This window comes from Wenyingzhuangia heitensis (assembly GCF_011762155.1).
Classification (GTDB): domain Bacteria; phylum Bacteroidota; class Bacteroidia; order Flavobacteriales; family Flavobacteriaceae; genus Wenyingzhuangia; species Wenyingzhuangia heitensis.
This window is the reverse complement of record NZ_JAASQL010000001.1, coordinates 697,306-723,593: the sequence shown is the minus strand read 5'-3', so window position 1 is coordinate 723,593 and position 26,288 is coordinate 697,306. Positions and strand designations below refer to the sequence as shown.

Genomic DNA, 26,288 nt, shown 5'->3' with positions numbered 1-26,288 from the left:
TAACAATTATGAGATAGACTAATAATTAGCCTCCATTTTTTCTTTAATTAAATCTAATCTAAGGTTTCCTACAGAACCAATATGTGTATGATTTACATTTAAATTTGGTTTAAACTCACCATTCTGAATTTTAGCTCCTACAATTTTATAAGCATCTCTAAACGGAGTTCCTGCTTGTACCAATGCGTTTACTTCTTCTACACTAAATATGTATTTGTACTTATCATCCTCTACAATATTTTCTGTAATGATGATATTTTCTAAAGAGAAAACCATCATATCTAAACAAGATTTTAAAGTAGATACAGACGGAATCAATCCTTCTTTTACCAACTGTAAATCTCTATGATATCCACTAGGTAAATTATTTGTAATCAATGTTAATTCATAAGGTAATGCTTGTAACTTGTTACATTTTCCACGAATCAATTCAAAAACATCTGGATTTTTTTTGTGTGGCATAATACTAGAACCTGTCGTTAATTCATCCGGAAAGGTTACAAAACCAAAGTTCTGAGACATGTACAAACAAATATCCATACTCATTTTTGCCAAAGTTGCAGACAAACTTGCAATGGCAAAAGAAATAGATTTTTCTAATTTACCACGTCCCATTTGTGCGGCTACAGAATTTACTTTTAAAGTATCAAATCCTAATTCTTTAGTTGTCATTTCTCTATCAATAGGAAAAGAAGAGCCGTAACCTGCTGCAGAACCCAACGGATTTTGATCTGCCACTTTATATGCAGCATCCAAAAAGTATACATCATCTATCAAACTTTCTGCATAGGCAGAAAACCACATTCCAAAAGATGATGGCATGGCTACTTGTAAATGTGTATATCCAGGTAATAAATGATTTTTATATTTCTCTGCCAATTCAATTAACAAATCAAACAACTTTTTAGCCCAATCTTTTAATTCCAAAATAGCATCTTTAGAATACAAATGCACATCTAATAAAACCTGATCGTTACGAGAACGTGCTGTGTGAATTTTTTTACCAGCATCTCCTAACTTTTCTGTTAACAACCACTCTACCTTAGAATGTACATCTTCAAAAGAGTCCTCAATAGTAAAAGTACCATCTTCAACCGTTTTTAAAATATTGTTTAACTCGGCTACCAAACCTTCTAACTCAGTATCTGTAATGGTACCAATAGAGTTTAACATTCTAGATTGTGCAATGTTTCCAAGTACATCGTACTTAGCCAATTGTAAATCTAATTCTCTATCATTTCCTACCGTAAAAATGTCAATCTTTTTGTCGGTTGCATACCCTTTGTCCCAAAGTTTCATAATGGTTGTTTTTATGTGATGGCAAAGATAGTTTTTTGAGTTTGATTGTAAAAAGTTAAGTTAAACCACTTTTGATAGTAAATCAATATAAAAAGAGACTCCATCATACACTTCTTTTACATATATAAATTCATCAGCTGAATGAGAGCGTAAAGAATCTCCAGGCCCTAATTTTACAGATTGACAAGTTAATCTACATTGATCTGACAACGTTGGAGAACCATAAGTCTTTTTTCCTAAAGCTATTCCTGCTTTTACCAATTCGTGATTTGGATCTAAAGAAGATGAGTTTAATCTTAATGAACGAGGAATTACCTCACATTCTGTATTTACAGCAATAATCTCAGCAATTTCTGCATTGGTATATTGATCGGTTACCCTACAGTCTACCACAAAAGTTAATTCTGAGGGTACGACATTGTGTTGAGCTCCCGCATTGATTTGAGAAACGGTCATTTTTACTTCTCCCAAAAAGTCTGATACTTTTGGAAACTTGTAAGAATTAATCCACTCTAAATCCTTTAACGCTTTAAATATTGGATTCTGATGATTTGGAATATGTGCAGCATGCCCTGGAGTACCTGTTACTTTTCCATCAAAGACCACCAAACCTTTTTCTGCAATGGCTAAATCTAACAAGGTAGGTTCTCCCACAATCGCTACATCTATTTTAGGCATAATGTTTTGCATATAAGCAATTCCGTTTTCCCCGGAAATTTCTTCCTCAGCAGTGGCAGCCATCACAAAATTGTATTTTAACTCTTTTTTATCGTAGAAGTATACAAATGTCGATAGTAAGCCTACCAAACAACCTCCAGCATCGTTAGAACCTAGTCCATATAATTTATCACCTTCAATTTTTGCTTCAAAAGGATCACGGGTATATGCCTGGTTTGGTTTTACTGTATCGTGATGAGAATTTAATAAAATCGTTGGTTTGCTTTCAGCAAAATATTTATTGGTTGCCCAAACATTATTCAAATCACGTTTAACTTCAACACCTCTTTCTATCAACCAATTCGATAAAATCTCTGCTGTGGGTTCTTCTTCTTTTGAAAAAGATTGTGTTGTTATTAATGTTTGTAATAATGCTAATGCATCTTTTTGTAGTGTTTCTATCATAATATACTTCTCGATACAATTTTTCGTTCCTCAAAATTACTCGAAGTGACATTCTATATTTGCTTTGTCAGTTCGAGTGAATTCAGTTAACGTAGTGGTTTGAATTTGTATCGAGAACTTTTTATTTCAAACTACTTTCATCGCGACTCCCATTGATGATCTTAGGTATTCGTTAGGAGTCAATAATATATTTAACATACTTCTCGATACAATTTTTCGTTCCTCAAAATTACTTGAAGTGACATTCTATATTTGTTTTGTCAGTTCGAGTGAATTCAGTTAACGTAGTCGTTTGAATTTGTATCGAGGACTTTTATTTCAAACTACTATTTACATCGCGACTCCCATTGATGATCTTAGGTATTCGTTAGGAGTCAATAATATATTTAACATACTTCTCGATACATTTTTTTCGTTCCTCAAAAATTACTCGAAGTGACATTCTATATTTGCTTTGTCAGTTCGAGTAAATTCAATGAACGTAGTGGTTTGAATTTGTATCGAGAACTTTTTATTTCAAACTACTTTCATCGCGACTCCCATTGATGATCTTAGGTATTCGTTAGGAGTCAATAATATATTTAACATACTTCTCGATACAATTTTTCGTTCCTCAAAATTACTCGAAGTGACATTCTATATTTGCTTTGTCAGTTCGAGTAAATTCAATGAACGTAGTGGTTTGAATTTGTATCGAGAACTTTTATTTCAAACTACTATTTACATCTCGACTCCCATTGATGATCTTAGGTATTCGTTAGGAGTCAATAATATATTTAACATACTTCTCGATACAATTTTTCGTTCCTCAAAATTACTCGAAGTGACATTCTATATTTGCTTTGTCAGTTCGAGTGAATTCAGTTAACGTAGTGGTTTGAATTTGTATCGAGAACTTTTATTTCAAACTACTATTTACATCTCGACTCCGCTCGATTACCACTGATATTAAACATTATCAAAAGGTGTTCGAGTGGAGTCAAGAACAAATTATCTTATAAAGTCAAAGTTGTAAACAACTGTTCTTTATTTTTAATTACCGTTGGATTTCCTATAATTACTTCTGAAACTCCTTGTTGCAAAGCATTGAAACAATTTTCCATTTTTGGCAACATTCCATCTGCAATAATTCCGTCTGCTTTTAACTGGCTATATTTTTCTGAGTTGATATCCGTAATCACAGAGTCATCATCATCAATAGAAGTCAACACTCCGTTTTTTTCAAAAGTGTACACTAAAGAAACATCATATAAAGTTGACATTCCCACAGCTATCGTACTTGCAATGGTATCTGCGTTTGTGTTTAACAATTGTCCTTTTCCATCGTGTGTAATGGCACAAAAAACGGGAGTCATTCCTCCTTTAATAAACGTTGCAATATTCCCTGCATTAATTCCATCTACATCTCCTGCAAAACCGTAGTCTACATCAACTACAATTCTTTTATGTGCCTGAATAGAATTTCCATCTGCACCAGACAATCCTAAAGCATTGCAATTTTCACTTTGTAACGCAACTACAATGTTTTTGTTTAGTAAGCCTGCATAAACCATGGTTACAATTTCAATGGTTGCTTCATCCGTCACTCTACGACCATTGATCATTTTAGCCTCAATTCCTAAATCACCCGCCAATTGCGTGGCACGTTTTCCTCCTCCGTGAACTAATATTTTATTTCCTTCTAAAGTAGCAAAATCCGTTAAAAAACGTTTCAATTCTTCTGGATTGTTAATTACGTTTCCTCCTACTTTTACGATGGTTAATTTTTGTTTACTCATCTTTTCTTAATACATTTCCCTAGACTTCATTTCGAAAAACATTCGAAATAAATTAGATTAATTCGGTGTTCGAGCGGAGTCGAGAACAAAACATCTCGACTCCGCTCGATGACCTTATTTTAAATTTTCTAATATTTTCTTTAATACAATTTGCGCAGAATAGGTTCTGTTGTTTGCTTGTTTGATGACAATAGAATTTTCAGAATCTATCACCTCATCTGCCACAATTACATTTCTACGAACCGGTAAACAGTGCATAAATTTTGCATTGTCTGTTACTGCCATCTTATCTCCAGTAATGGTCCAAGAGCTATCTGTATTGGCTACTTTTCCGTAATCGTTATAAGAAGACCAGTTTTTAGTATAAATAAAATCTGCACCTTCAAAGGCTTTTTTCTGATCGTATTCAATAGTTGCTCCTTTAGTTCTCTCCGGATTTAATTCATATCCTTTGGGATGTGTAATTACAAAATCAAAATCATCTTCGTGAGCCAAAATCATTTCTGCAAAAGAATTCCCTACTGCATGTGGCAACGCACGTGGATGTGGTGCCCATGACAACACTACTTTTAATTTTTCTTTTTTAGGTTTGTATTCTTCAATCGTAATGGCATCTGCCAAGGCTTGTAAAGGATGCCCAACCGAGGACTCCATATTTAAAATAGGAACCGTAGCATATTTTATAAAAGCAGACAATACTTCTTCTGCTTCGTCTTTTTCTTTGTCTTCTAAACCAGCAAAAGCACGAATGGCAATAATATCGCAGTATTGAGAAATTACCTCAGCCGCTTCTTTTACGTGCTCGGATTTTCCTTGATCCATAATACGACCATCTTCAAATTCCAACTGCCAACCTTCGGCACCAAAATTCATTACAATAGGTTCCATTCCTAAGTTTAACGCAGCCTTTTGTGTACTTAAACGTGTTCTTAAACTGTTGTTAAAAAACAACAATCCAATAGTTTTATTTTTCCCTAAAGCTTGGTCTTGTAATGGATTCTTTTTTAAAGCAATGGCTTCTTTTACCGTTTCTTTAATCGATGATAAATCGTGGATGGAAGTGTAATGTTTCATATAAATGTGGATTCTTTGAATCTTAAAATATTCTATAAATGAATCTCAAAATTACGGAATTTGAAATGGAAAAACGAGTACTTGATATACGAACTAATCTTCATCAAAAAAGCCACACTAATAGTTTAGTGTGACTTTTAAATTTTAATAATATTGTTACATAAAAAATCGTATCGAGAACTGACTTTTACAACAATTCTTTTAGTGCTTTAATAAACACATCAATATCTGTTTTAGTTACATTTAAAGGAGGTAAAATACGTAACAAGTTTTTGTTACTAGCTCCTCCTGTAAATATTTTATAATCGTAGATTAATTTCTTACGTAGTTCAGCAACCTCGTAAGTCAACTCTAAACCAAGCATTAATCCTTGTCCTTTAATTTGTTTTACATTTGGTAAATCAGCAACCTGTTCTTTAAAATAAGTGTTGATTTCTTGTACATTTTGCATTAAATTTTCTTGCTTCATCACATCAAGCACTGCAATTCCTGCTGCACAAGCTAAATGAGAACCTCCAAAAGTAGTTCCTAACATTCCGTACCAAGATTCAATATGCTTCGCGATTAACACTCCACCAATAGGAAAACCATTCCCCATTCCTTTTGCCATTGGAATAATATCTGCTTGAACTCCGTGGTGTTGGTGTGCAAAGAATTTTCCTGAACGTCCGTAACCAGACTGAACCTCATCTAAAATAAGACACACGTTATTTTCTTTGGTGATTTTTCTTACTGCTTGTAAAAACTCAGTGGTTGGCTGATCTAATCCTCCTACTCCTTGAATAGGCTCCACAATTACAGCGGTTACATCGCCTTTAGCTATTTCAGATTTTACCAACTCAACATCATTCAACGGTAAAATAGTCACAGGGTTGTGTGCGTTTACCGGAGCAATAATTTTTGGATTGTCTGTTACCGAAACTGCTGCAGAAGTACGTCCATGAAATCCATTTTTAAAAGCAATTACTCTTGACTTTTTATTGTAAAAAGAAGCTACTTTAATGGCATTTTCATTGGCTTCTGCTCCTGTAGAACACAAAAACAATTCATGCGTATCTGCACAACCAGACAATTCTCCAAGTTTATCTGCCAACTCTTGTTGTAATGGATTCTGAATCGCATTAGAATAGAAAGCAATTTTACTTAATTGATTTTCTAAAGTTGCCTTATAATGTGGATGTGTATGACCAATAGAAATCACTCCGTGACCTCCATACAAGTCTAAATATTTATCTCCCTCTTTGTCCCAAACATAAGCCCCTTCTGCTTTTACAGGAGTTACGTTGTATAATGGGTAAACGTCAAATAATTTCATTTTTTTATTAGCTTTTGGCCTTTAGCAATAGCTATTAGCGTTTATCACCTCGACTCCGCTCGATGATCTATAAATGCCACGATGTGGCTAAAAAGCACTTCCTTTTAAGTTCAGTCCTAGCGTTTCTTCAAAACCATACATTAAGTTTAAGTTCTGAATGGCTTGTCCTGAAGCTCCTTTTAACAAGTTGTCAATGGCTGAATAAATCAACAAATTGTCTCCGTGTTTGATTAAGGAAATGGCACATTTGTTTGTGTTCACTACTTGTTTCATGCTTACAGGCACATCTGTAATATGTACAAAAGGTGCATCTGCATAAAACTGAGTATATATTTCTTTGGCCTCCTCTAAAGTTCCGTCAAACTTGGTGTAAATTGATGCAAAAATTCCACGACTAAAATTTCCTCTATTTGGAATAAAGAACAAATCACCCGCCTTAGAACCTTGTAACATTTCTAAAGTCTCACCAATTTCACCTAAATGTTGGTGTGTAAAAGGTTTGTACACCGAAAAGTTATTATCTCTCCACGGAAAATGAGACGTAGCCGTTGGAGAAACTCCAGCTCCTGTTGCTCCCGTAGTTGCGTTGATGTGAATATCGTTTCCTAATTTTTTAGCTTTTGCTAATGGCAATAAGGCAAACTGAATACAAGTAGCAAAACAACCAGGGTTTGCAATGTATTTTGCTTTTTTAATCTCTTCTTTACTTACTTCTGGCAATCCGTATACAAAATCTTTCCCTTCAAAATTTGCATCTGCATTCAAACGGAAATCATTACTTAAATCGATGATTTTTGTACTGTCTGAAAATGTATTATTTTGTAAAAATGCTGTTGAATTTCCGTGTCCTAAACACAAGAACAATACATCTACATCAGGATTGATGGTATCTGTAAAATCTTGTTCCGTATCACCCAATAAATCCGCGTGAACTTTATATAATTTATTTCCAGCATTAGAAGTACTGTACACAAAATCTAAAGTCAACTCAGGATGATTCATAATCAATCTGATCAACTCTCCTGCTGTATAACCAGCTCCTCCTACTATTCCTGTTTTTATCATTTTTTTAGTTTTTAAAGTTATATGATCTCGACTACGCTCGATCACCTAACAACTTTTAAACATCAACTAATTTGTTATGCCTCTAACAAATCTTTATTTACGTGGTAAAAGATTTTGTTTTGCATTCCGTATATCTTAATAAATCCTTTGGCATCTTGACTAGACCAAGCATTGTTTTCTTCACCGTAATCTGCAAATCCAGAAGCCATTAAATCGTACTTAGAATCTATTCCTGTTACAATAAAGTGATAAGGTCTTAGCGTTACATATACATCACCCGAAACCGTTTTTTGAGAATCTTCTAAAAACTGCTCTATGTTACGCATTAAAGGTTCTAAATACTGACCATCGTGAAAAAATGTTCCGTAAGTAGTAGCCAAACCTTCTTTGGTAATTTGTTGTGCTTTAGACAACGTATGTTTTTCTAATAAGTGATGTGCTTTAATAATCACAGTAGCAGCCGCAGCTTCAAAACCAACACGTCCTTTAATCCCAACAATAGTATCTCCCACGTGAATGTCTCTACCAATGGCAAACTTAGTTGCAATAGCTTCTAACTTTAAAATATTGTTTACTGGAGTATCTTTAACTCCATTAAAAGCAACTAACTGTCCTTTTTCAAAAGTTAAAGTTACTTCTTCCTCATCGTTACGTTGTAATTGACTTGGATACGCTTCGCTAGGTAATGCTTTTTGAGATTTTAAGGTCTCTACTCCACCAACTGATGTTCCCCAAATCCCTTTATTTACAGAATATTTAGATTTTTCCCAGTTCATGTCTACTCCGTGAGATTTTAGATAATCAATTTCTGTTTGACGAGATAATTTTAAATCACGGATAGGTGTAATAATTTCTATTTCTGGTGCAATGGTTTGAAAAATCATATCAAAACGAACTTGGTCATTTCCTGCTCCTGTAGAACCATGTGCGATGTATTTTGCCCCTATAGACTTTGCGTATTTTACAACTTCTATAGATTGAAAAACACGTTCTGCCGATACTGATAATGGATAGGTATTATTTTTTAATACGTTTCCATATACCATATACTTAATGGCTTTGTCATAGTATTTTTCTAAAATATCTTTGTTCTCGTGAGAGGTTACTCCCATTTCGTAAGCTTTTTTCTCAACAGTAGCTAATTCTTCTTTGGTAAAACCACCTGTATTTACCAAAACTGAATGTACTTCTAACTTTAACTCGTTGATTAAATATTTTACACAATACGAAGTGTCTAAACCTCCACTATATGCCAATACTACTTTATCCATGATATTTATATTTTAAAAGGTGCTAAAGCATAGTTAAGAACTTTTATCCTAACAATACTTAACAACCAAAACTACCTTATATGGTAATGATTTAATATTCAGTCCGCAAAAATACGGAATGTGAATGAAACATTAAAAATTAACAACTGAAAACACGAATCCTGAATAGAATTCATTTTTTTAAACAAAAACTAGTCTTTTTTATGAAAGATTTTATCTTTTAACTTGGCCAATTTTGCTTTAAACTCCCAACTTGGTTCTTTGGTTATTTTTTTACGCTCCACTTCTTTGGGATCATGTAACATACCTGTACACAAACACATTTTACGCTCGTTGCGTTCTAAAATATCAAAGTTTTTACAAGACCTACATCCGTTCCAAAAAGCCTCATCTCTAGTAAGCTCTGAAAAAGTAACAGGCTTATATCCCAACTCATAATTAATTTTCATTACAGCCAAACCAGTTGTAATTCCAAATATTTTAGCCTCTGGATATTTTTCTTTAGAGTATTCAAAAATTTTAGATTTAATTCTTTTTGCCAATCCTTGATTTCTATAATCGGGATGTACAATTAAACCAGAATGCACAACATAAGATTTATTTTCCCACGTTTCTATATAACAAAAACCTGCAAACTTTACTCCGTCTAATGCAATAACAGCATCACCACTTTCTAATTTCTTTTTAATATACTCTGGGGTTCTTTTTGCAATACCTGTTCCTCTTACTCTTGCAGAGGTCTCAATGGTATCGCAAATAATGTCAGCGTATTTAAAATGTGATTTGTTAGCAGTTATAATTTTCATTATTGTGTTTTAATTTTTGGTTTCGTATTTAGATATTAATTAGTGTTAAAAAGATTTGAATACCCTGTTACAACAGGCTATTCCCTAATTCGTCGCCTACGAATAAACACAATAGCAGTACTACAGGTAATAATACCTGAAGCATATGAAAATAATATATTAACTGCCTGATGCATAGTTGTTCATAAAAATAGGATGCAAAAATACAATTATAAATTAATATAGAGAAAATAATCATTGCTATTCCTAAAAAAACAATTGCAAAAAAAATCGCTGTTGAGTAACCAGCTCAACAGCGAAAAAATAATCAACATGAATATAATTAAATCAATTAATTACGAAACAATGACTTTAACAAAACAAAATTCATTTATTTCAAACATACTCAAATATAAATATATTTTTTTATTAATTCCGTAAATTTAAACCAAAAAAACAATCTAATTAGCAAAGCCGTTTTCTATATCTTTTAGAATTTGATTTATTTTTTCTGCATTTGTTTCATAACTTCCATTTAACTCTTTCTTTTCCGGAAATTGTTCAATCATCACCGTTTGAGAAGGAAATGCAAAATCTACTCCTAAATCTGAAGCTAATTTTAAAATGGTCATGTGTAACCTGTGCTTAGAAGATTGTTCTACCCCCCATTCTAAAGATAAGAAATATGTATTTACTAAAATTTCTAAAGCAGAATCTCCAAAACCGACAAACTCAACATTGTAGGATTTTGTTAATGTCTCTGGATGTAACTCTATAATTTTCCGAACTCCAATTACAAAAGCTTCAATCAACTCTGGAGGAGTATCATATCTAATTCCTAATTTGGTTTGGTATCTTCTATATTGTCTTAATCCCTTGTTATTAATTACAATTTCTGATAATTTACTGTTAGGAATTGTGTATACAGATGTATCTACAGCTCTAATTCTGGTAGATCTAAAACCAACCTCTTCTACGGTTCCTTCTACACCACCACCTTCTATCCAATCTCCAATTTGAAAAGGTTTGTCTAAGAAAATCATAAACGTACCTATTAAATTCTTAACTGTATCTTGTGATGCCAACGCAACGGCCAAACCTCCTATAGATGCACCTGCTATAACTGTTGTTGTATTTACTCCAAAAATGGTTAACATTTTTAGAATCCCTACAAAAACAACAATCACTTTTAACAACCTGCTTAAAATAGGTGCTAATTGATCATCTAACTTACTTTCGGTTCTTGACGTATAAGAAACATACACTTCTATAAGTACACTTACAATTTCTAAAAAAACATAAATCCATAAAACAATTTGTCCTATTTCTAGACCTTTAATTAAAAAAGAGTTAACATCTATATTAAATTGTAACACGGCTATATAAACCTCTATTAAATAAAACACAATTAACAAAGCTGCAGGTCTAGATAATTTATCTAACGTTTTACTTAAAGAATCGTGTGCAAAACGCATAAAAAAGCTTTCTATTCTTTTTAATATAAAAAAGATTAATTTATTTAAAACCCAAAACAACAATACTCCTACAACAATAAAAAACAAGATTCCTACATACTGCCATAACTCAATAGTTAAAAAGGTTTCATGACCAACGTTAGGAATTATACTTTTGATAAATTCTGTACCAACAGGAAAAACTTGTTTGTAAACTGCAAAAATTTGTTCTTTGGTATCTTGACTGTAGTACCATTTCCCGTTAATTTTTTCTAAATAAATTTCAGGTAATTGTTTAGGAAACAAAATATACTGATTTCTGATTTCTACCTTAGAAATAGTATCTTGATATTTTGAATTGGTCGGTAAAGATTTCATATCCACCTTTAATCCTTTACCATCTAAAACCTGCTTAATTTTTACAGCTATTTCTATAGATTTCTCTACAGACTCTCCATAAATTGTTTGAGCAGCTTTGGTTTCATCGTAACTATCCGCTTGTAAAAAATGTAAGTGTGTAAAAATTGTTTTATAAGGACTCGATAAATCTACTTTTACATCATCGGATGTTTGGCCAAATAATGATGCAGATAACAACACCAAAAACAGTACTATTTTTTTCATAATAAACAAGTCTAATTTTATAAACTCAAAAATAGCTATTTGCTTTTTATTAAAACAAAAAAAAGCTCCTAACATATAATGCTAGGAGCCCTAAACTAACCAAATCTTTAATCAATTATCTTGAGTATGATTAAAAAATTACAAATTTACTAACCAAAAAAATTTGCAATCACTATTAAGACTAAAACAGTTTTAAAAGGTTTAATTCAATTTAAAAAAAAATCAAAAAAAGTGCTTTATGTATTTTACACAAAGCACTTTTTTTATCTTCTTCTTTTCTTAGGTTTTCGTTTTCTGTAAGGTTCTTCTGTTTTTTTATTCTTGTCTAAAACACTTACAAAACCATCCTGATTTCTTTTTCCTCTAGTAGGCTTAGAGTTTTTAGTCCTAATTCCTTTTGGTACATCCACGGTATCATCAAAAGTATTTTTAGCTTTAAAATCTTTTTTATAACCTGTTTTCCCTCCTGTAGGCAATAATTTATTCAACAAATCTGACCTTCCTATTTTGGTTAAAGATTTGCGAATCCAAGCTTGATTTTCTTTTTTATACCAAAAGAAAAAACGGTGTTGTTCTTCTTTTTCTTGAGCCGTTTTAGGGGTGTCCATTTTTTCTAAAGTATAAGGATGGTAACCACTATAGTAAATAACCGTAGCTACTGTCATAGGAGTGGGTGTGAATCCTTGTACTTGCTCTAACTGAAATCCCATATCTTTAGTTTCTGCAGCCATATTCGCCATGTCTTCTAATTCAGACTGAGGATGACTTGAAATAAAATAAGGAATCAACTGTAAATTCAATTTTTTACGTAGGTTGATTTTATCAAATATCTTTTTAAAATCGTGAAAGTTAGAAAATGAAGGTTTACGCATTAGCTTTAACACCTTGTCTGATGTATGCTCTGGTGCTACTTTTAAACGACCCGATACATGATTGGTAATTACCTCTTCTGTATAATCTTCTAATTCTTTTGGATCTGCATTTTTATTAAAATCTGGCACTAACATATCGTAACGAATCCCAGACCCTATAAATGATTTTTTAACTTTAGGATGTTTATCTACCGACTGATATAAATCGGTCATCGCCGCATGTGAAGTATCTAAATTAGAGCAAATAACAGGATTAATACAAGATGGAGCTACACACTTGTCGCAAATTTCTTGCACCTTTCCTTTCATTTGATACATGTTGGCCGATGGACCTCCAATATCTGACAAATACCCTTTAAAATCTGGCATATTTGCTACCTGATCTACTTCTTTTAAAATAGATTCTTTACTTCTGCTTGCTATAAACTTTCCTTGATGTGCAGATATGGTACAAAAACTACATCCACCAAAACACCCTCTGTGTGTATTGATTGAGAACTTAATCATTTCAAACGCAGGGATTGGTCCACGTTTGTTGTATTTAGGATGTGGCAAACGTGTATAAGGCAAATCAAAAGAAGCATCAATCTCTTTTTCCAACATAGTTGGGTATGGTGGATTGATCACCAAAACATCTTCTTCTATGTTTTGTAAAATTCTACCTCCATACGTTTTATTAGACTCTTGCTCTACCACTTTAAAATTGGCTGCAAACGTTTTTTTGTCTGCCAAACAAGCTTCGTGAGAACTTAGTCTTTTATCAACCCAATTTTTATTTTTTTGTAAAGGCTCATTTTTAGACTGCAAATAAGCGGTTTGTTTAATGGTTCTTAAAGAACTAAAAGGCACTCCTTTTTGCATTAGAGTAACAATCTCTTTTAATGGTTGTTCTCCCATTCCGTATACTAAAATATCTGCTCCAGATTCTTTTAAAATACTTGGTTTTAATTTATCTGACCAAAAATCGTAATGTGTAACTCTTCTTAAAGAAGCTTCTATCCCTCCTATTAAAACTGGAGTATCTGGGTATTTTTCTTTTAAAATTTTGGAATATACAATGGTAGCATAATCAGGTCTAAAACCAATATCTCCGTTAGGAGTATACGCATCTTTATCTCTTTTGCGTTTGCTAGCAGTATAATTACTCACCATAGAATCCATAACACCAGACGTAACTCCAAAAAACAGTCTTGGTTTTCCTAATTTTTCAAAATCCTGTAGGTTGTCATTAACACTTGGCTGTGGAACAATAGCAACACGCAATCCGTAGCTTTCTAACAAACGACCAATAACTGCAGGTCCAAATGATGGATGATCTACATAAGCATCTCCACTAAATAGAATGACATCTAATTCATCCCAACCTCTAATTTTACATTCTTTTTTAGTGGTTGGCAACCAGCTTGATAATCTTAACTCTTGTTCCATAATGCAAAGATACGGGGAAAAAGTTAAATGTCACCAAACTACAAAACAGTAGTTATTAAATATAATTACAGAGTTTAAAAACTATTTAATACTATGTAGGTCAAAGTAGTATAACAATTAAAAATATTTTATTATGAAACAAGTAAGCTTATTATTCGCACTTCTTATTACACTTTCTATTAGTGCTCAAAAAAGACATCATTTAAAAAATGATTTTACAGCAGAACAAAAAACACAATTAATGGTTAAAAAAATGACTGTTGCTTTGGACTTATCAGAAAAACAAGTAACTAAAATTACTCCTATTATAACTGTTAATGTTCGTGAAATGGAAAAAAAGATGGCTGACAGAAAAGCAAACAAAGAGAGTCGTAAAGATTTATCTTCTGACGAAAAATACAATTTAGCAATGTCTCACTTAGATGAACAAGCTAAATTAAATAAATTAATGAAAGACATTTTAGACAAAGACCAATATGTAACTTGGACAAGAATGCAAAAGAAACACGATCATAAAATGAAAATGAGACATGCTAGAAAAGAAGGATTTAAAAGAAAGCACCATCAAAAAGAAGCTTAAAAAATAAAAGGTCGACTATTATTCAATAGTCGACCTTTTATTTTGCTATTAACCTAGTTACTTATTGGTATTAGGTCTGTAAACTTCTGGAAACTCAAGTGCTATATCTGTATGATTTTCTATAGTTAAATTTAAAGATGTTTCTAATGTTTCTTCATAAAACATTACATAGTCTAAACTACAACCTTGGGCACGTCCGGCAATGGTAAATGCATACACTTCTCCTTCTTTTAAATTATACAGAGCCTTAGCATTAACTCCTTTACCTTCTTTATTGTGTGCTTCTATCATATGACAAGATCCCCATTTTCTTACTCCTCTACCCCAAAACTTTTTAGTTTTCTTTAAGTCCTCGGTTACAATATGGTTTCCCGAAGTAAAATCTCCTTCTAACTTAACCCAACAGTCATTTCTTTTATCTCCTTTAACATACCCGTTATCTGCACAATGACTAGACCCTATAGTACAAGATTCTAAGGGTTGCAACATTCTCATCACCAATCGGTATTTGGTAGTTTTAGGACACACAAACGTGTATTTTAAAGGTGATGTGGGAGTTCCTCCATTTAGATTATTTCCTGTAAATTCTAAGTAACTATTCTCTATTGCAGGCAAATCAGTATCTTTTATATTCGCGTTTACATTTTCTGGATAATACCCATCACCTCCTATAGTTCTTAGCTTCCATGTATCTAAATTAGATTTGGTAATTTCAGGTTGAAAAACAATGTAATTATCTCCATATTTTATACCTTCTGTCAAATCCGGAATCTCTTCACACTCACAAGTTTCTTTATCCAAAGTAAATCCAGCATCACAGACCTTATCACATTCCTCAACAGGATTTTCTTCACACTCGCAAGTTTCTTCATTCAATGTAAATCCAGCATCACATACCTTATCACATTCTTCTACTTTAGACGGTGGTACAAATTCATCTTCAGAATTTGATGCACAACTAAACAAGACAATAAACATTATAAGATACACAAACGGATGTAGTTTAATTCTCATTTTTTTCGGCTTTTGATTAGTTTAATTATTAATATACCATAAAACTAACATCAAAATTAAACTTTTAACAACACGCATGATTAAATTCTAACCACACATTAACTACATATATAGCAATTAATAAGTGCAACAAATGATTTTGAAATTAATCTAGTTGAGTTTTTGAATAGAATTTATTTTTAAACAACAGACATCTTAAAAAATAGACAATAACTAGCAGTATATATTTAATCTACTCTTAACTCCTGACCTATAGACAGTGTATTGTCTTTTAAACCATTCATTTGTTTTAATTCTTCTACCGTAACACCGTATTCTTTAGATATAGAATAAAGGGTTTCTTTTTTTTCTACAATATGGTAACTATCTCTTTTAGCATCGCTTCTTAACTTTAACTCATCACCTTGATGAATAACATTACTGTCTAAGTTATTTAGCACCTTAATTTCTTCTATAGAAATTCCATATTTCTGAGAAATAGAATATAAAGTATCATCCTCTTTTACAGTATGAACTCCCTTTCTATTTAGTTTTTTTCGTCTTTTAGACTCTTCTTTAAAATCTTTTACAATCTCTGCAACCTCTACCTTTTCTGTTAAATGATCCGTGTCTATCTTTCCTTTTAACACCATTCTATCATACTTATACAACTCATATTTTTCTATAAAAGAAATCAGTTTATCTGGATATTTTGGATCTGTAGCATATCCTGCTTTTTTTAAACCTTTTGCCCAAGCCTTATAATCATCTTTTTTTAAACGAAATAAACTTGCATATCTAAAGCGAGTGGTTAAAAACAAAGAATGATCTTGATAAGAAGTTGCCGGGAACTGATATTTTCTAAAGCATTCTCCTTTTGCATCATCATCATGATATACTTTTGCTCCTTTCCAACCTGTATGGCATTTTATTCCGAAATGATTGTTAGATTTTGCTGATAGTTGACTTTTTCCGCTTCCAGATTCTAAAATACCTTGAGCTAGCGTAATACTTGCCGGAATTTTAAACTTCCTCATCTCGTCCATAGCTAACGGAGCATAGTGTTCTACATAAGCCAGCGTAGTTTCGTTTAAGTAACTATTCGCATCTTTTTTAGTTTCTGTAACTGCTTTTTTCACTTCTTTTAAAGCCTCTTTACTAGGCTCTACCATAACTTCTTGACGAGTGTTTACATTTTTAGCACTGCTGTTTTCCGTTACTTTTTTACTAGAACCACAAGCCACCACTAAACAAGTAAGCACACAAACTATAATTTTTCTCATTGAATAATTTCTTTATTTTTTTGTTTTAACAACACATTCATCCCTTCAATTCCCTGAAGCCCACCTGTGTGTATTGCTAAAATTTTACTTCCTTTTTTAAATTGAGTTTGTTGAACCATATCTAACAAACCGAACATCATTTTTCCTGTATAAATAGGATCTAAAGGAATTGATGTTTGTTTTTTAAACTGGTTAATAAATGTAATTAATTCATCGGATACTTTTCCATAGCCTCCAAAATGATAATCTAAAATCACCTTCCAATTTTTTTTGTTAGGTTTTAAACTATTTATTTCATCCGCAACCCAATTACCTTTTAACGATGGAAATACTAAAATATTTTGATGTTTTAAACTACTATTTATAAGACCTGTAACCGTACCGCCTGTTCCCATTGCGCAACAAATATGTGTAAAACGCGTATCATTAGTTGTTAATATTTCTTCACAGCCTTTTATTGCCAAAGAGTTGGTTCCTCCTTCTGGAACCAAATAACTATTGGGATATTTAATTTGTAACTTATCTAAAAACGTAATTTCTTTTTTTTGATTGTATTCTGATCTAGAAACAAACAAAAACTCCATTCCAAATTCACTAGCTTTTTTTAACGTAGCATTTTTAGAAAATGTTTTTTGCAAATCAATTTCTAGTTCTTCTCCACGAATCACTCCCACAGTTTTAAAACCAAATTCTTTTCCTGCAGCAGCCGTTGCCAAAATATGATTGGAATATGCTCCTCCAAAAGTAAGAAGGTATTCTTTTTTTTGTTTTTTAGCCTCTTGTAGATTGTATGTTAATTTTCTGAATTTATTCCCAGAAATAAAAGGATGCAATAAATCTTCTCTTTTTACATACAGCTCTACTTCTTGCTTTTGCAATAAAGGTAAAATGATTTGTATGTTTTCTGATGTCATTAATTACTTTTTGTATTGTATTTTTAACAATCAACAAGTTCTCGATACTTTTTATTTCGTTACACTTCATAAAAAACTCGACCTGACATTATTTTCACATTGTCACTTCGAGTGCCCTAAACTCGTTTCAGGGTGTATCGAGAAGCTTACGATTCTTTAGACGATATTTCATCATCTAGCTCAAACAATTCTTCTGTTAAATTATCTAACTCGTCTTTTTTAGCTTGGTATTTTTCAAAAAAAGTCCCATCAGCAGCATGCTTTTCATAATTTTCTGCTAACTGATCATCCATCTTTTTGATTTCATTTTCCAAATCAGCAATAGATCTTTCTACCTTGCTAAATCTGTTCTTAATTTTCTTAAGTTCTTTTTCTTCCTCTCTACTTAGTCTTCCTGATTTTTTTTCTATTGGTTTCTCCGTTTCTACCACCGTTTTCATTTCGGCAGCACGCATATCTTCTAACTTATGTTCTTCTAAAAAATAATCTAAATCTCCTAAATACTCTTTAATTAACTTGTCTTTAAAGTAGAATACTTTTTGGGTTAAACCTTGTAAAAAATCTCTATCGTGAGAAACTAAAATCAGAGTACCTTCAAAGTTTTCTAAGGCTTTTTTTAACACATTTTTAGAAGCAATATCTAAGTGGTTAGTAGGCTCATCCATAATTAATACATTAAATGGCTCCAATAACATTTTACACAATGCCAATCTATTTCTTTCACCTCCAGATAATACTTTTACTTTTTTTTCTGCATCATCTCCACTAAACAAAAAAGAACCTAGCATTGTTCTTACTTTAGCTCGGTTTCCATCATTCGCAGCATTTTCCATGGTTTCTAACAAGGTAATTTCACCATCTAAATGCTCTGCTTGATTTTGCGCAAAATATCCTATCTCTACGTTGTGTCCTAATTTTAAGTTTCCCTTATAGTCTGTATCCCCTACCATCATTTTTGCTAAAGTAGATTTCCCCTGTCCATTTTGCCCCACAAAAGCAATTTTAGAACCACGCTCAATCATCATATCAACATTAGCCAACACATGTTTGTTTCCGTAACTTTTAGACACATTTTCTGCCTCTACCACAATTTTCCCTGGCTCTTTGGACAACGGAAAACGAACATTCATTACTGCATTGTCTTCTCCGTCTACCTCTATACGCTGTACTTTATCCAACTGTTTTATTAGCGATTGTGCTAAATTAGCTTTGGTTGCTTTGTAGCGGAATCTCTCTATCAATTCCTCTTTTGCTTTTATTTCTTTTTCCTGATTTTTTTGAGCTTGTAATTGCTTTTCACGAATCTCATCTCTGAGCAATAAGAACTGAGAATACGGTTTTTTGTAATCGTAAATTTGTCCCAAAGAAATTTCTATGGTTCTATTGGTTACATTGTCTAAAAACATTTTATCGTGAGAAACCAACACAACAGCTCCTGCATATCCTCTTAAAAAATTTTCTAACCAAATAATAGACTCTATATCTAAGTGGTTGGTTGGTTCATCCAATAATAAAATATCGTTTTGTTGTAATAATAGTTTTGCCAACTCAATACGCATTCTCCATCCTCCAGAAAATGTATCTGTTAGCTTTCCAAAATCTTCTCTATTAAAACCTAGTCCTTGTAATATTTTTTCGGTTTCTCCTTGGTAATTATATCCTCCTAACAATTCGTAACGAGTTGTTTTTTCTTCTAAATCATGCATTAAGTTTACGTAGTAGTCACTTTCGTAATCTGTTCTTTCTGCTAACTCATTGTTAATTTTTTCTAATTCAACTTCTATCTGCTTAATTTCTTCAAAGGCTTGATAGGCTTCTTCTAAAATAGTTCTACCTGGAATAAAATCTATATCCTGACGTAAAAAACCTATTTGTATATCTTTATCAAAGGCCAAAGTACCACCATCGCTAGGTATATCTTTAGATAACACCTTTAATAAAGTAGATTTTCCTGCTCCATTTTTCCCTACCAAACCTACTCTATTTCCTTTTTCTAACTTAAAAGTAATTCCCGAAAAAAGATCTGTACCATTAAATGTAACCGTTAAATTGTGAACATTAACCATATGTAACTTTTGTTGCTTATATATGTAAAATTGGAACTATATTTGTTGTAATATTAGATCCTGTACTGCATTTGTTTTATTCTAAATACATTGCAAAAATACCATAAATAAAATAGACCATGTCTACAAATAAAAGCAAACTATATAGCATTTTTACATCTAAATGCCCACAGTGTAGAGAAGGTGAGTTCTTTGAAAACAAATTTTCTTTTAATGTTTTAAAAACCACTCAAACTAAAACTCATTGCCCAAATTGTAATTTAAAATACATGAGGGAACCTTCTTTTTTTTACGGAGCTATGTATGTGGGGTATGGACTAAGTGTTGCTGTAGCGGTGGCTATTTATGTAATTAGTGTTGTGCTTTTTGGTTTAACTATGCGAGAAAGCCTAGTAACTATTGCTATAGGATTGTTTTTATTAGCCCCTTGGAGCTTAAGATTATCTAGAGTAATTTGGATTCACTTATTTATTAAATACGCTAAAGATCCAAAAGATAGAGTTTTATAATTCATAAAATTTCTCAACAATTTTATGATTGCTAAGCTTAACAACAAAAGCATCTTTAACACCTAAATCTATTAATATTTCTAAAAATCGATCCGCTTCACTTTTCGTTTTTAAACTTCCTAATACATAGTGATTTAATCCGTTTTCGGAAATTTTAATAATATCAGAACTAAATTCAACATTAAAGTCCTTATAGGCACCTATTTGTACAGCATAAAAAACTGTATCTATAAATTGTTCTTTTACAGTCTCTTTTTTAGACACAGCAACATTTACTTTAGCAACTGGTGTTTCTTCTTTTTTGGAAGAACAACTCATCACAAAAACAGTAATTGCTAGTAAGAAACTCCTCATGATTATTTTTTGTGTAATTAACAACATCTTTTTTTTTGTATAAAGATAAAAATCTCTTTATGATTTAAATCTTTCTATATCAATTTCTTTAGGTAGCGATTTGTTATTTTCCAAATATTGATATAGTTGTTTTGCAACCGTTGGAGCAATCATCACTCCACGAGTTCCCATTCCGTTGAATACAATTAAGTTTTTGTGTATTGAATGTTTTCCTACCAAAGGTCTTCTATCTTTAACGGTAGGTCTAATCCCCCCAAACTGATTTATAACTTGATAAGGAACATCAATCATTGTGTTTAATTTTTCTAACAGCTCTGCTTTTCCTTTTTCTGTAGCATCTAACGTTTTGTCGTTCCAATTAAAAGTTGCTCCAATCCAATAGATATCATCTCCTACAGGCAATACAAATAATGCTGATTTTATTTGTTGTGTTAATTTTAACTCGGGAGCTTTTATAAATAACATTTCTCCTTTGGTTCCTGTTAATGGCAAATGATTAAAAAAGGGATTCTCTTTTAAACCATATCCTTCGGCAAAAATTATTTTTTTGGCAGTAATATCTTTATAATTAATTGTATCCTGATTAATTTCTAATTCATCGTGTAGAAAAGGAATCTCTAAAAACTGATCTTTATTTTTTAAATAATCTATATAATCATCTAACACTTTTGTAACCAAAACTCGTCCCGTTCCTTTTACCTGTCCAAAGCCTTCAAAATAATGAATTCCGTTTACTTCCTCTTTAATAATTTTAGGATTCATGTATTTTTCTAACAAAGGATTATCGCAAGCCATAAACCAATTGTTCTGATCTTCTATAGACTTAAACACCTTTAATGTTTCAAAAAAAGTAAGATACTCCCCCCCTAATCTTTTACTGATATCGGTATAAAAAGGAAATAAATTATCCAATTGCTCATCGGCATTCCACACAGGCGTAAATCGTTTTAAAATTACAGGATTAAAAACTCCTGCCGCTACTCGCGATGAAACTTGTGAAGCGTTATCTAACACCACAAAAGAATGTCCGTGATCTTCTAATTCTTTTGACATAGCCATTCCAGCCAAACCAAAACCAACAATAATATAATCTACTTGCATGCTGCAAATTTACAATTTTAAGAAATTGATAGATATTAAAATACAACTTATTAATTATGAGTATATTTGCTTTCGGAATCTACAAACTCACTATTTTTTTGCGATATAAACTTTATGAAGAAAAAACTTACAATTAAAGACATAGCTAAAGAGCTAAGCGTTTCCATCTCTACTGTTTCTAAAGCACTGAATGACAGTCACGAAATAGCAGAGACAACCAAAAAACGTATTCAAGCATATGCCAAAGAGTTTAATTACAAACCCAATTTTAATGCGTTAAGTTTAAAAAACAAAAAAACAAAAACCATTGCCGTTTTAATTCCTAACATGCTTAAATACATTTATGCACAAGTTTTTAATGGAATAGAACAAGTTGCAAACGAACTTGGTTACAAAATTATTACTTGCGTTTCTAACGAAAAAACAAGTAAAGAAATAGAAATTTTAGAAATGCTATCTAATGGTAGTATTGATGGATTTATAATATCTCCTGCTTTAGAAACAAGCATTAACAAAGAATATTCTCATTTTCAAGATGTGTTAGATGAAGGTTTTCCTATTGTTATGTTTGATAGAATTCCTAAAGAACTAGACTGTGACAAAGTAATGATCAAAGATCATAAAGCAACCTTTAATGCTGTAGAACACTTAAAAAACACAGGCTGTACTAACATTGCTTTTATATCTACCAACAATAAATTAACAAGTACTAAAAAAAGGAAAAAAGGATATTTAAAAGCTTTGGAAGAATTTAAACTTCCTGCAAACAAAGATATTATGGTTGATTTAACAGAAATCAACTACAAAGAATACGAAAGAGCACTAACTCCTATGTTAGAAAACAACCAAATTGATGGGGTAATTACAACAAACGAAGCTACAGGTATTGCTATACAAAAAGTAGCTCAAAAACTTGGATACAGTATTCCAGGTAATTTTTCTGTAATTGCATTTTCTAACGGAATTTTAGCTAGACATGCTAGTCCGCAAATGACTACAATTAGCCAGCATGGAGAAAAAATGGGAGCTAAAGCTGCAAAACTTTTAATTCAGAGAATTGAAGAAGATATAGAAAACCCTGATTACGAAACTAAAATTATCAAAACAGATTTGGTTATGAGAAACTCTACCAAATCTTTCTTAAAACTTAACTATAAGTAAATCCATATACCTAAACAGTTTTAATCTATCATTTCTAATAGGTATTTATTACACCAAATAGTACCTTTATAACAAATATTAAAGCCTATGAGATTTCACACTAGAAAATGGGTAAAACCCGAAGATTTAAATGCCAACGGAACCTTATTTGGAGGTAAATTATTAGCTTGGATTGATGAAGAAGCTGCTTTGTATTCTATAATACAACTTGAAAACAACAAAGTAGTTACCAAATTTATGTCAGAAATTAATTTTTTAAGTTCTGCCAAACAAGGTGATATTATAGAAATAGGTATTGAAGTTGTTAAATTTGGAAAATCATCATTAGTATTAAATTGCGAAGTTAGAAATAAAATGACTAGAGAAACCATTATTAAAGTTGATAATATTATTATGGTAAACCTAGGAGATGATGGCAAACCCAAACCACACGGAAAAACAGAAATTGAATTTGTAAAAGACAGATTAAAAGCCGAAAGTACAAATTAAAAACCCATAAAAAAACCGACTCATATGAGTCGGTTTTTTTATAGCAACATACTACCTCTTTATTAAGACAATAGTTGTTTAATTACCACTGAAATTGCTTTTCCATCTGCCTTACCAGCAAACTCTTTAGAGGCAACTCCCATTAATCTTCCCATATCTTTTATAGACGAAGCTCCTGTTTCAGAAATCAACTTTGTCAAAGCAGCTTTCAACTCATCTTCTGTCATTTGCGCAGGTAAAAACTGAGAAATCACTTCAGCCTGAGCCAATTCTGGCTCTGCTAAATCTGCTCTTCCTTGCTCAGTATATAAAACTGCCGAATCTTTACGTTGTTTTACCAATTTTTGTAAAATTTTAAGCTCCGTATCTTCTGTTAACTCTTCTTTAGCACCGTTTTCTGTTTGTGCTAATAAAATAGCAGATTTCACTGCTCTTAAAGATTCTAATGCAACAGTATCTTTAGCTTTCATGGCTTCTTTCATTTTAACCATAATATCTTTTGATAAACTCATTTTATTCTATTTTTAGGTGATTTAAATACAAAAGTATTAAAAAAACCCAATCTAATAGGATTGGGTTTCATGTACTTGTTATCTGTTTTACTAATCTACATTGTCATGTAAAAAAGAATTGTTTTTTCTAATTGTTACTTCATTATCGTTAGACACATCTATAGAAGTTCTAGATATTTTATCAACATCTTGCTTGCTATGCAACTCTACTCCTAATCTTTTATAAGCTGGCTCTTTTTCAATATCATCGATTAAATCTTCGTTAAAAGCAGCATTTTTAAAACGATGACTGTATTTTTTAAATGTACTCTTTCTCTTTTCTGCACTCTTTTGCAATTCAGATATAGTCACATTTAAAGGAGATACTTTCTCATCACAATCTTCTTCTACTTCTGTTTTGGCTACAGATTTTTCTCTTACCTCAAATTTAATTTCTTCGGGTTCATTTACTTTAATCTCAGCCACTTTTCTATCAATTTGTAAAGAAGATGACTTACTTATTGTAGGTTGAATGTCAAAATTTTCTAACGTGTACTTTTTACCTCCGTTTGCTGTCGCTTCTACTTTCACCTCGGGTTCACGCTCAATTTTCTTAGCCTCAACAACTTTAATTTCATTAATTGTTTCTTCTTCCTCTTCTTCTAATACAAAAACAGTTCTTTTAGGAGCTTCTTCTTTTTTCTCAAATACAATTTCTTCAGCATCTATAACAGGTAATTCAAAAATATTAAATACCTCTTCTTCAACTTCCTTTGCTACGGCCTCAGTCTTAACTTCTTCTGCATCTACAACGGGTAAATCAAAAACATCAATTACTTCGTTTTTAACCTCTACAGCTTGTTCTACAGGCAAGTCAAATACATTTACTTTTGCTTTTGGCTCTTCTTCTATTACAGAAAACAAATCTGGAGTTACATCATTAATAATAAAATCATCTTCAGATATTTCTTCCTCTATTATATTTTCTACAACGGGTTTCACCTCATCAAAAACAACATCTATTTGCTCTATTGCCGATGTTGTTGGAATCAATTCTTTTTCTAGTTGTTTTTTGGGAACTGCAAAAACTTCTGGTTCTTCCTCTTCTAACAACTGATGAACTACCTTTTTTTCTTCTACAATAGGTTCGTCAATAATACGAGTCATTCTTGGTCTTACCACAGATTGTTCTTCCTCAAAATTATAATGAGCCGTTTGCTCTGTATTTAAAGTATGATATACTTTTTTAACCTCTGTATTGGTAATATCTCTTTGTTGATCTATTGCAAAACCAGTAGCTACAACTGTTACAGCAATAGCATCTCCTAAATCATCATCTTCACCCACCCCCATAATAATGTTGGCTTCGTATCCTGCTTCCTCTTGAATAAAATCGTTAATCTCTCCTATTTCATCCAAAGTAACCTCTTCAGTTCCAGAAACGATTAATAACAATACGTTTTTGGCTCCTCTAATTTTGTTATCATTCAGCAACGGAGAATCTAATGCTTTTCTAATTGCATTTTGAGCTCTATCCTCTCCTACTTCTTTTGCAGACCCCATAATAGCAGTACCACTGTTAGACAGTACTGTTTTGGCATCGTGTAAATCTATATTTTGTTTGTAGTGATGTGTAATTACTTCTGCAATCCCTCTAGATGCTGTAGACAAAACCTCATCAGCTTTAGAAAAACCTGCTTTAAAACCTAAATTACCATAGACCTCTCTTAGCTTGTTGTTATTAATAACAATTAAAGAATCTACATTATCTCTTAATTCATCAACTCCTTTTTGCGCTTGTTTAGAACGCATTCTACCTTCAAACTGAAACGGCATGGTAACAATCCCAACCGTTAAAATATCCATTTTTTTAGCAATACCAGCAATAATTGGAGCTGCACCTGTACCAGTACCACCTCCCATACCAGCAGTAATAAATACCATTTTTGTTTGAGAAGTCAGTACTTTTTTAATTTCTTCAATACTTTCTTCTGCTGCTTTTTCTCCAACATCTGGATTTGCTCCAGCCCCCAACCCAGAAGTTAAACTAACTCCTAATTGAATTTTATTAGGCACAGGACTATTTTGTAGGGCTTGTGCATCTGTATTACAGATCACAAAATCTACTCCTTTAATATCTTGGGTAAACATGTGGTTTACTGCGTTGCTTCCACCTCCTCCAACTCCTATTACTTTAATAGAATTAGATTGAGATTTTGGCATATCAAAAGCCACGTTGTTAAATGGTGTATCACTCATA

22 protein-coding genes are annotated in these 26,288 nt (G+C 32.2%); 4 read left to right on the top strand and 18 right to left on the bottom strand.

Annotation, left to right across the window (positions count from 1 at the left end; genetic code table 11):
* Positions 1 to 18: 18 nt before the first annotated feature.
* From argH to FHR24_RS03010, 10 genes are all read right to left on the bottom strand, one after another.
* Positions 19 to 1,299, bottom strand: coding sequence for an argininosuccinate lyase (gene argH / locus FHR24_RS03055; RefSeq protein WP_167183692.1), 1,281 nt, complete (start codon positions 1,297 to 1,299; stop codon positions 19 to 21).
* A gap of 60 nt (positions 1,300 to 1,359) precedes the next feature.
* The gene (locus FHR24_RS03050; RefSeq protein WP_167183689.1) at positions 1,360 to 2,421 is read right to left on the bottom strand and encodes a M20 family metallo-hydrolase; all 1,062 of its coding nucleotides are present in this window, start codon (positions 2,419 to 2,421) and stop codon (positions 1,360 to 1,362) included.
* A gap of 995 nt (positions 2,422 to 3,416) precedes the next feature.
* Positions 3,417 to 4,199 (bottom strand): acetylglutamate kinase, encoded by a 783-nt coding sequence (gene argB, locus FHR24_RS03045; protein WP_167183686.1) that lies wholly within the window; start codon positions 4,197 to 4,199, stop codon positions 3,417 to 3,419.
* Between the two features lie 114 nt (positions 4,200 to 4,313).
* Positions 4,314 to 5,273: an N-acetylornithine carbamoyltransferase gene (locus FHR24_RS03040; protein WP_167183684.1), complete on the bottom strand. Its 960-nt coding sequence runs from the start codon at positions 5,271 to 5,273 to the stop codon at positions 4,314 to 4,316.
* A gap of 187 nt (positions 5,274 to 5,460) precedes the next feature.
* Positions 5,461 to 6,588, bottom strand: coding sequence for an aspartate aminotransferase family protein (locus tag FHR24_RS03035; RefSeq protein WP_167183682.1), 1,128 nt, complete (start codon positions 6,586 to 6,588; stop codon positions 5,461 to 5,463).
* A gap of 87 nt (positions 6,589 to 6,675) precedes the next feature.
* On the bottom strand, positions 6,676 to 7,653 hold the full coding sequence (gene argC / locus FHR24_RS03030) for an N-acetyl-gamma-glutamyl-phosphate reductase (RefSeq protein WP_167183679.1): 978 nt from the start codon (positions 7,651 to 7,653) through the stop codon (positions 6,676 to 6,678).
* 74 nt (positions 7,654 to 7,727) lie between these two features.
* Positions 7,728 to 8,924, bottom strand: coding sequence for an argininosuccinate synthase (locus FHR24_RS03025; RefSeq protein ID WP_167183676.1), 1,197 nt, complete (start codon positions 8,922 to 8,924; stop codon positions 7,728 to 7,730).
* A gap of 191 nt (positions 8,925 to 9,115) precedes the next feature.
* Positions 9,116 to 9,730, bottom strand: a complete 615-nt coding sequence (locus FHR24_RS03020) for a GNAT family N-acetyltransferase (RefSeq protein ID WP_167183673.1) — start codon at positions 9,728 to 9,730, stop codon at positions 9,116 to 9,118.
* 440 nt (positions 9,731 to 10,170) lie between these two features.
* On the bottom strand, positions 10,171 to 11,787 hold the full coding sequence (locus FHR24_RS03015; protein WP_167183670.1) for a mechanosensitive ion channel family protein: 1,617 nt from the start codon (positions 11,785 to 11,787) through the stop codon (positions 10,171 to 10,173).
* 263 nt (positions 11,788 to 12,050) lie between these two features.
* Complete coding sequence (locus tag FHR24_RS03010; RefSeq protein WP_167183667.1) at positions 12,051 to 14,087, bottom strand: YgiQ family radical SAM protein; 2,037 nt, start codon at positions 14,085 to 14,087, stop codon at positions 12,051 to 12,053.
* A 133-nt stretch (positions 14,088 to 14,220) separates the two neighbouring features.
* Between FHR24_RS03010 and FHR24_RS03005 the strand changes: the two genes are divergently transcribed.
* Positions 14,221 to 14,667 carry a hypothetical protein gene (locus FHR24_RS03005; RefSeq protein ID WP_167183664.1) on the top strand — a complete coding sequence of 149 codons (447 nt, stop codon included), beginning with the start codon at positions 14,221 to 14,223 and terminating at the stop codon, positions 14,665 to 14,667.
* A 57-nt stretch (positions 14,668 to 14,724) separates the two neighbouring features.
* On the opposite strand, the gene FHR24_RS03000 is transcribed toward FHR24_RS03005, so the two are convergent.
* The 4 genes from FHR24_RS03000 to FHR24_RS02985 all read right to left on the bottom strand — a co-directional run bounded on the left by FHR24_RS03000 (position 14,725) and on the right by FHR24_RS02985 (position 19,923).
* Entirely contained in the window at positions 14,725 to 15,681 is a 957-nt protein-coding gene (locus FHR24_RS03000) for a hypothetical protein (RefSeq protein WP_167183661.1), read from the bottom strand.
* 227 nt (positions 15,682 to 15,908) lie between these two features.
* Positions 15,909 to 16,943 (bottom strand): glucosaminidase domain-containing protein, encoded by a 1,035-nt coding sequence (locus FHR24_RS02995; protein ID WP_167183659.1) that lies wholly within the window; start codon positions 16,941 to 16,943, stop codon positions 15,909 to 15,911.
* Positions 16,940 to 17,857: a 1-aminocyclopropane-1-carboxylate deaminase/D-cysteine desulfhydrase gene (locus tag FHR24_RS02990; RefSeq protein WP_167183657.1), complete on the bottom strand. Its 918-nt coding sequence runs from the start codon at positions 17,855 to 17,857 to the stop codon at positions 16,940 to 16,942. Before FHR24_RS02990 ends, FHR24_RS02995 begins: the two co-directional genes overlap by 4 nt.
* Before the next feature lie 146 nt (positions 17,858 to 18,003).
* Positions 18,004 to 19,923 carry an ABC-F family ATP-binding cassette domain-containing protein gene (locus FHR24_RS02985; protein ID WP_167183655.1) on the bottom strand — a complete coding sequence of 640 codons (1,920 nt, stop codon included), beginning with the start codon at positions 19,921 to 19,923 and terminating at the stop codon, positions 18,004 to 18,006.
* A gap of 119 nt (positions 19,924 to 20,042) precedes the next feature.
* Here FHR24_RS02985 and FHR24_RS02980 point away from each other — a divergent pair, with 119 nt between their 5' ends.
* Positions 20,043 to 20,432 carry a DUF983 domain-containing protein gene (locus tag FHR24_RS02980; RefSeq protein ID WP_167183653.1) on the top strand — a complete coding sequence of 130 codons (390 nt, stop codon included), beginning with the start codon at positions 20,043 to 20,045 and terminating at the stop codon, positions 20,430 to 20,432.
* Here FHR24_RS02980 and FHR24_RS02975 read toward each other — a convergent pair.
* Both FHR24_RS02975 and FHR24_RS02970 read right to left on the bottom strand, forming a co-directional pair.
* Positions 20,427 to 20,786, bottom strand: a complete 360-nt coding sequence (locus FHR24_RS02975) for an SPOR domain-containing protein (RefSeq protein WP_167183651.1) — start codon at positions 20,784 to 20,786, stop codon at positions 20,427 to 20,429. The two genes, FHR24_RS02980 and FHR24_RS02975, sit on opposite strands and share 6 nt — an antisense overlap.
* 57 nt (positions 20,787 to 20,843) lie before the next feature.
* Positions 20,844 to 21,887 (bottom strand): NAD(P)/FAD-dependent oxidoreductase, encoded by a 1,044-nt coding sequence (locus FHR24_RS02970; protein ID WP_167183649.1) that lies wholly within the window; start codon positions 21,885 to 21,887, stop codon positions 20,844 to 20,846.
* Between the two features lie 114 nt (positions 21,888 to 22,001).
* Between FHR24_RS02970 and FHR24_RS02965 the strand changes: the two genes are divergently transcribed.
* Together FHR24_RS02965 and FHR24_RS02960 are read left to right on the top strand one after the other, a co-directional pair.
* Positions 22,002 to 23,048 (top strand): LacI family DNA-binding transcriptional regulator, encoded by a 1,047-nt coding sequence (locus tag FHR24_RS02965; protein WP_167183646.1) that lies wholly within the window; start codon positions 22,002 to 22,004, stop codon positions 23,046 to 23,048.
* Between the two features lie 87 nt (positions 23,049 to 23,135).
* The gene (locus tag FHR24_RS02960) at positions 23,136 to 23,537 is read left to right on the top strand and encodes an acyl-CoA thioesterase (protein WP_167183643.1); all 402 of its coding nucleotides are present in this window, start codon (positions 23,136 to 23,138) and stop codon (positions 23,535 to 23,537) included.
* A gap of 62 nt (positions 23,538 to 23,599) precedes the next feature.
* Here the strand turns inward: FHR24_RS02960 and FHR24_RS02955 are convergent, their stop codons facing one another.
* A complete protein-coding gene (locus FHR24_RS02955; RefSeq protein WP_167183640.1) occupies positions 23,600 to 24,049 on the bottom strand; it encodes a GatB/YqeY domain-containing protein in 450 nt (149 codons plus the stop codon).
* 90 nt (positions 24,050 to 24,139) lie between these two features.
* A complete protein-coding gene (gene ftsZ / locus FHR24_RS02950; RefSeq protein ID WP_167183637.1) occupies positions 24,140 to 26,287 on the bottom strand; it encodes a cell division protein FtsZ in 2,148 nt (715 codons plus the stop codon).
* Position 26,288: the final 1 nt, after the last annotated feature.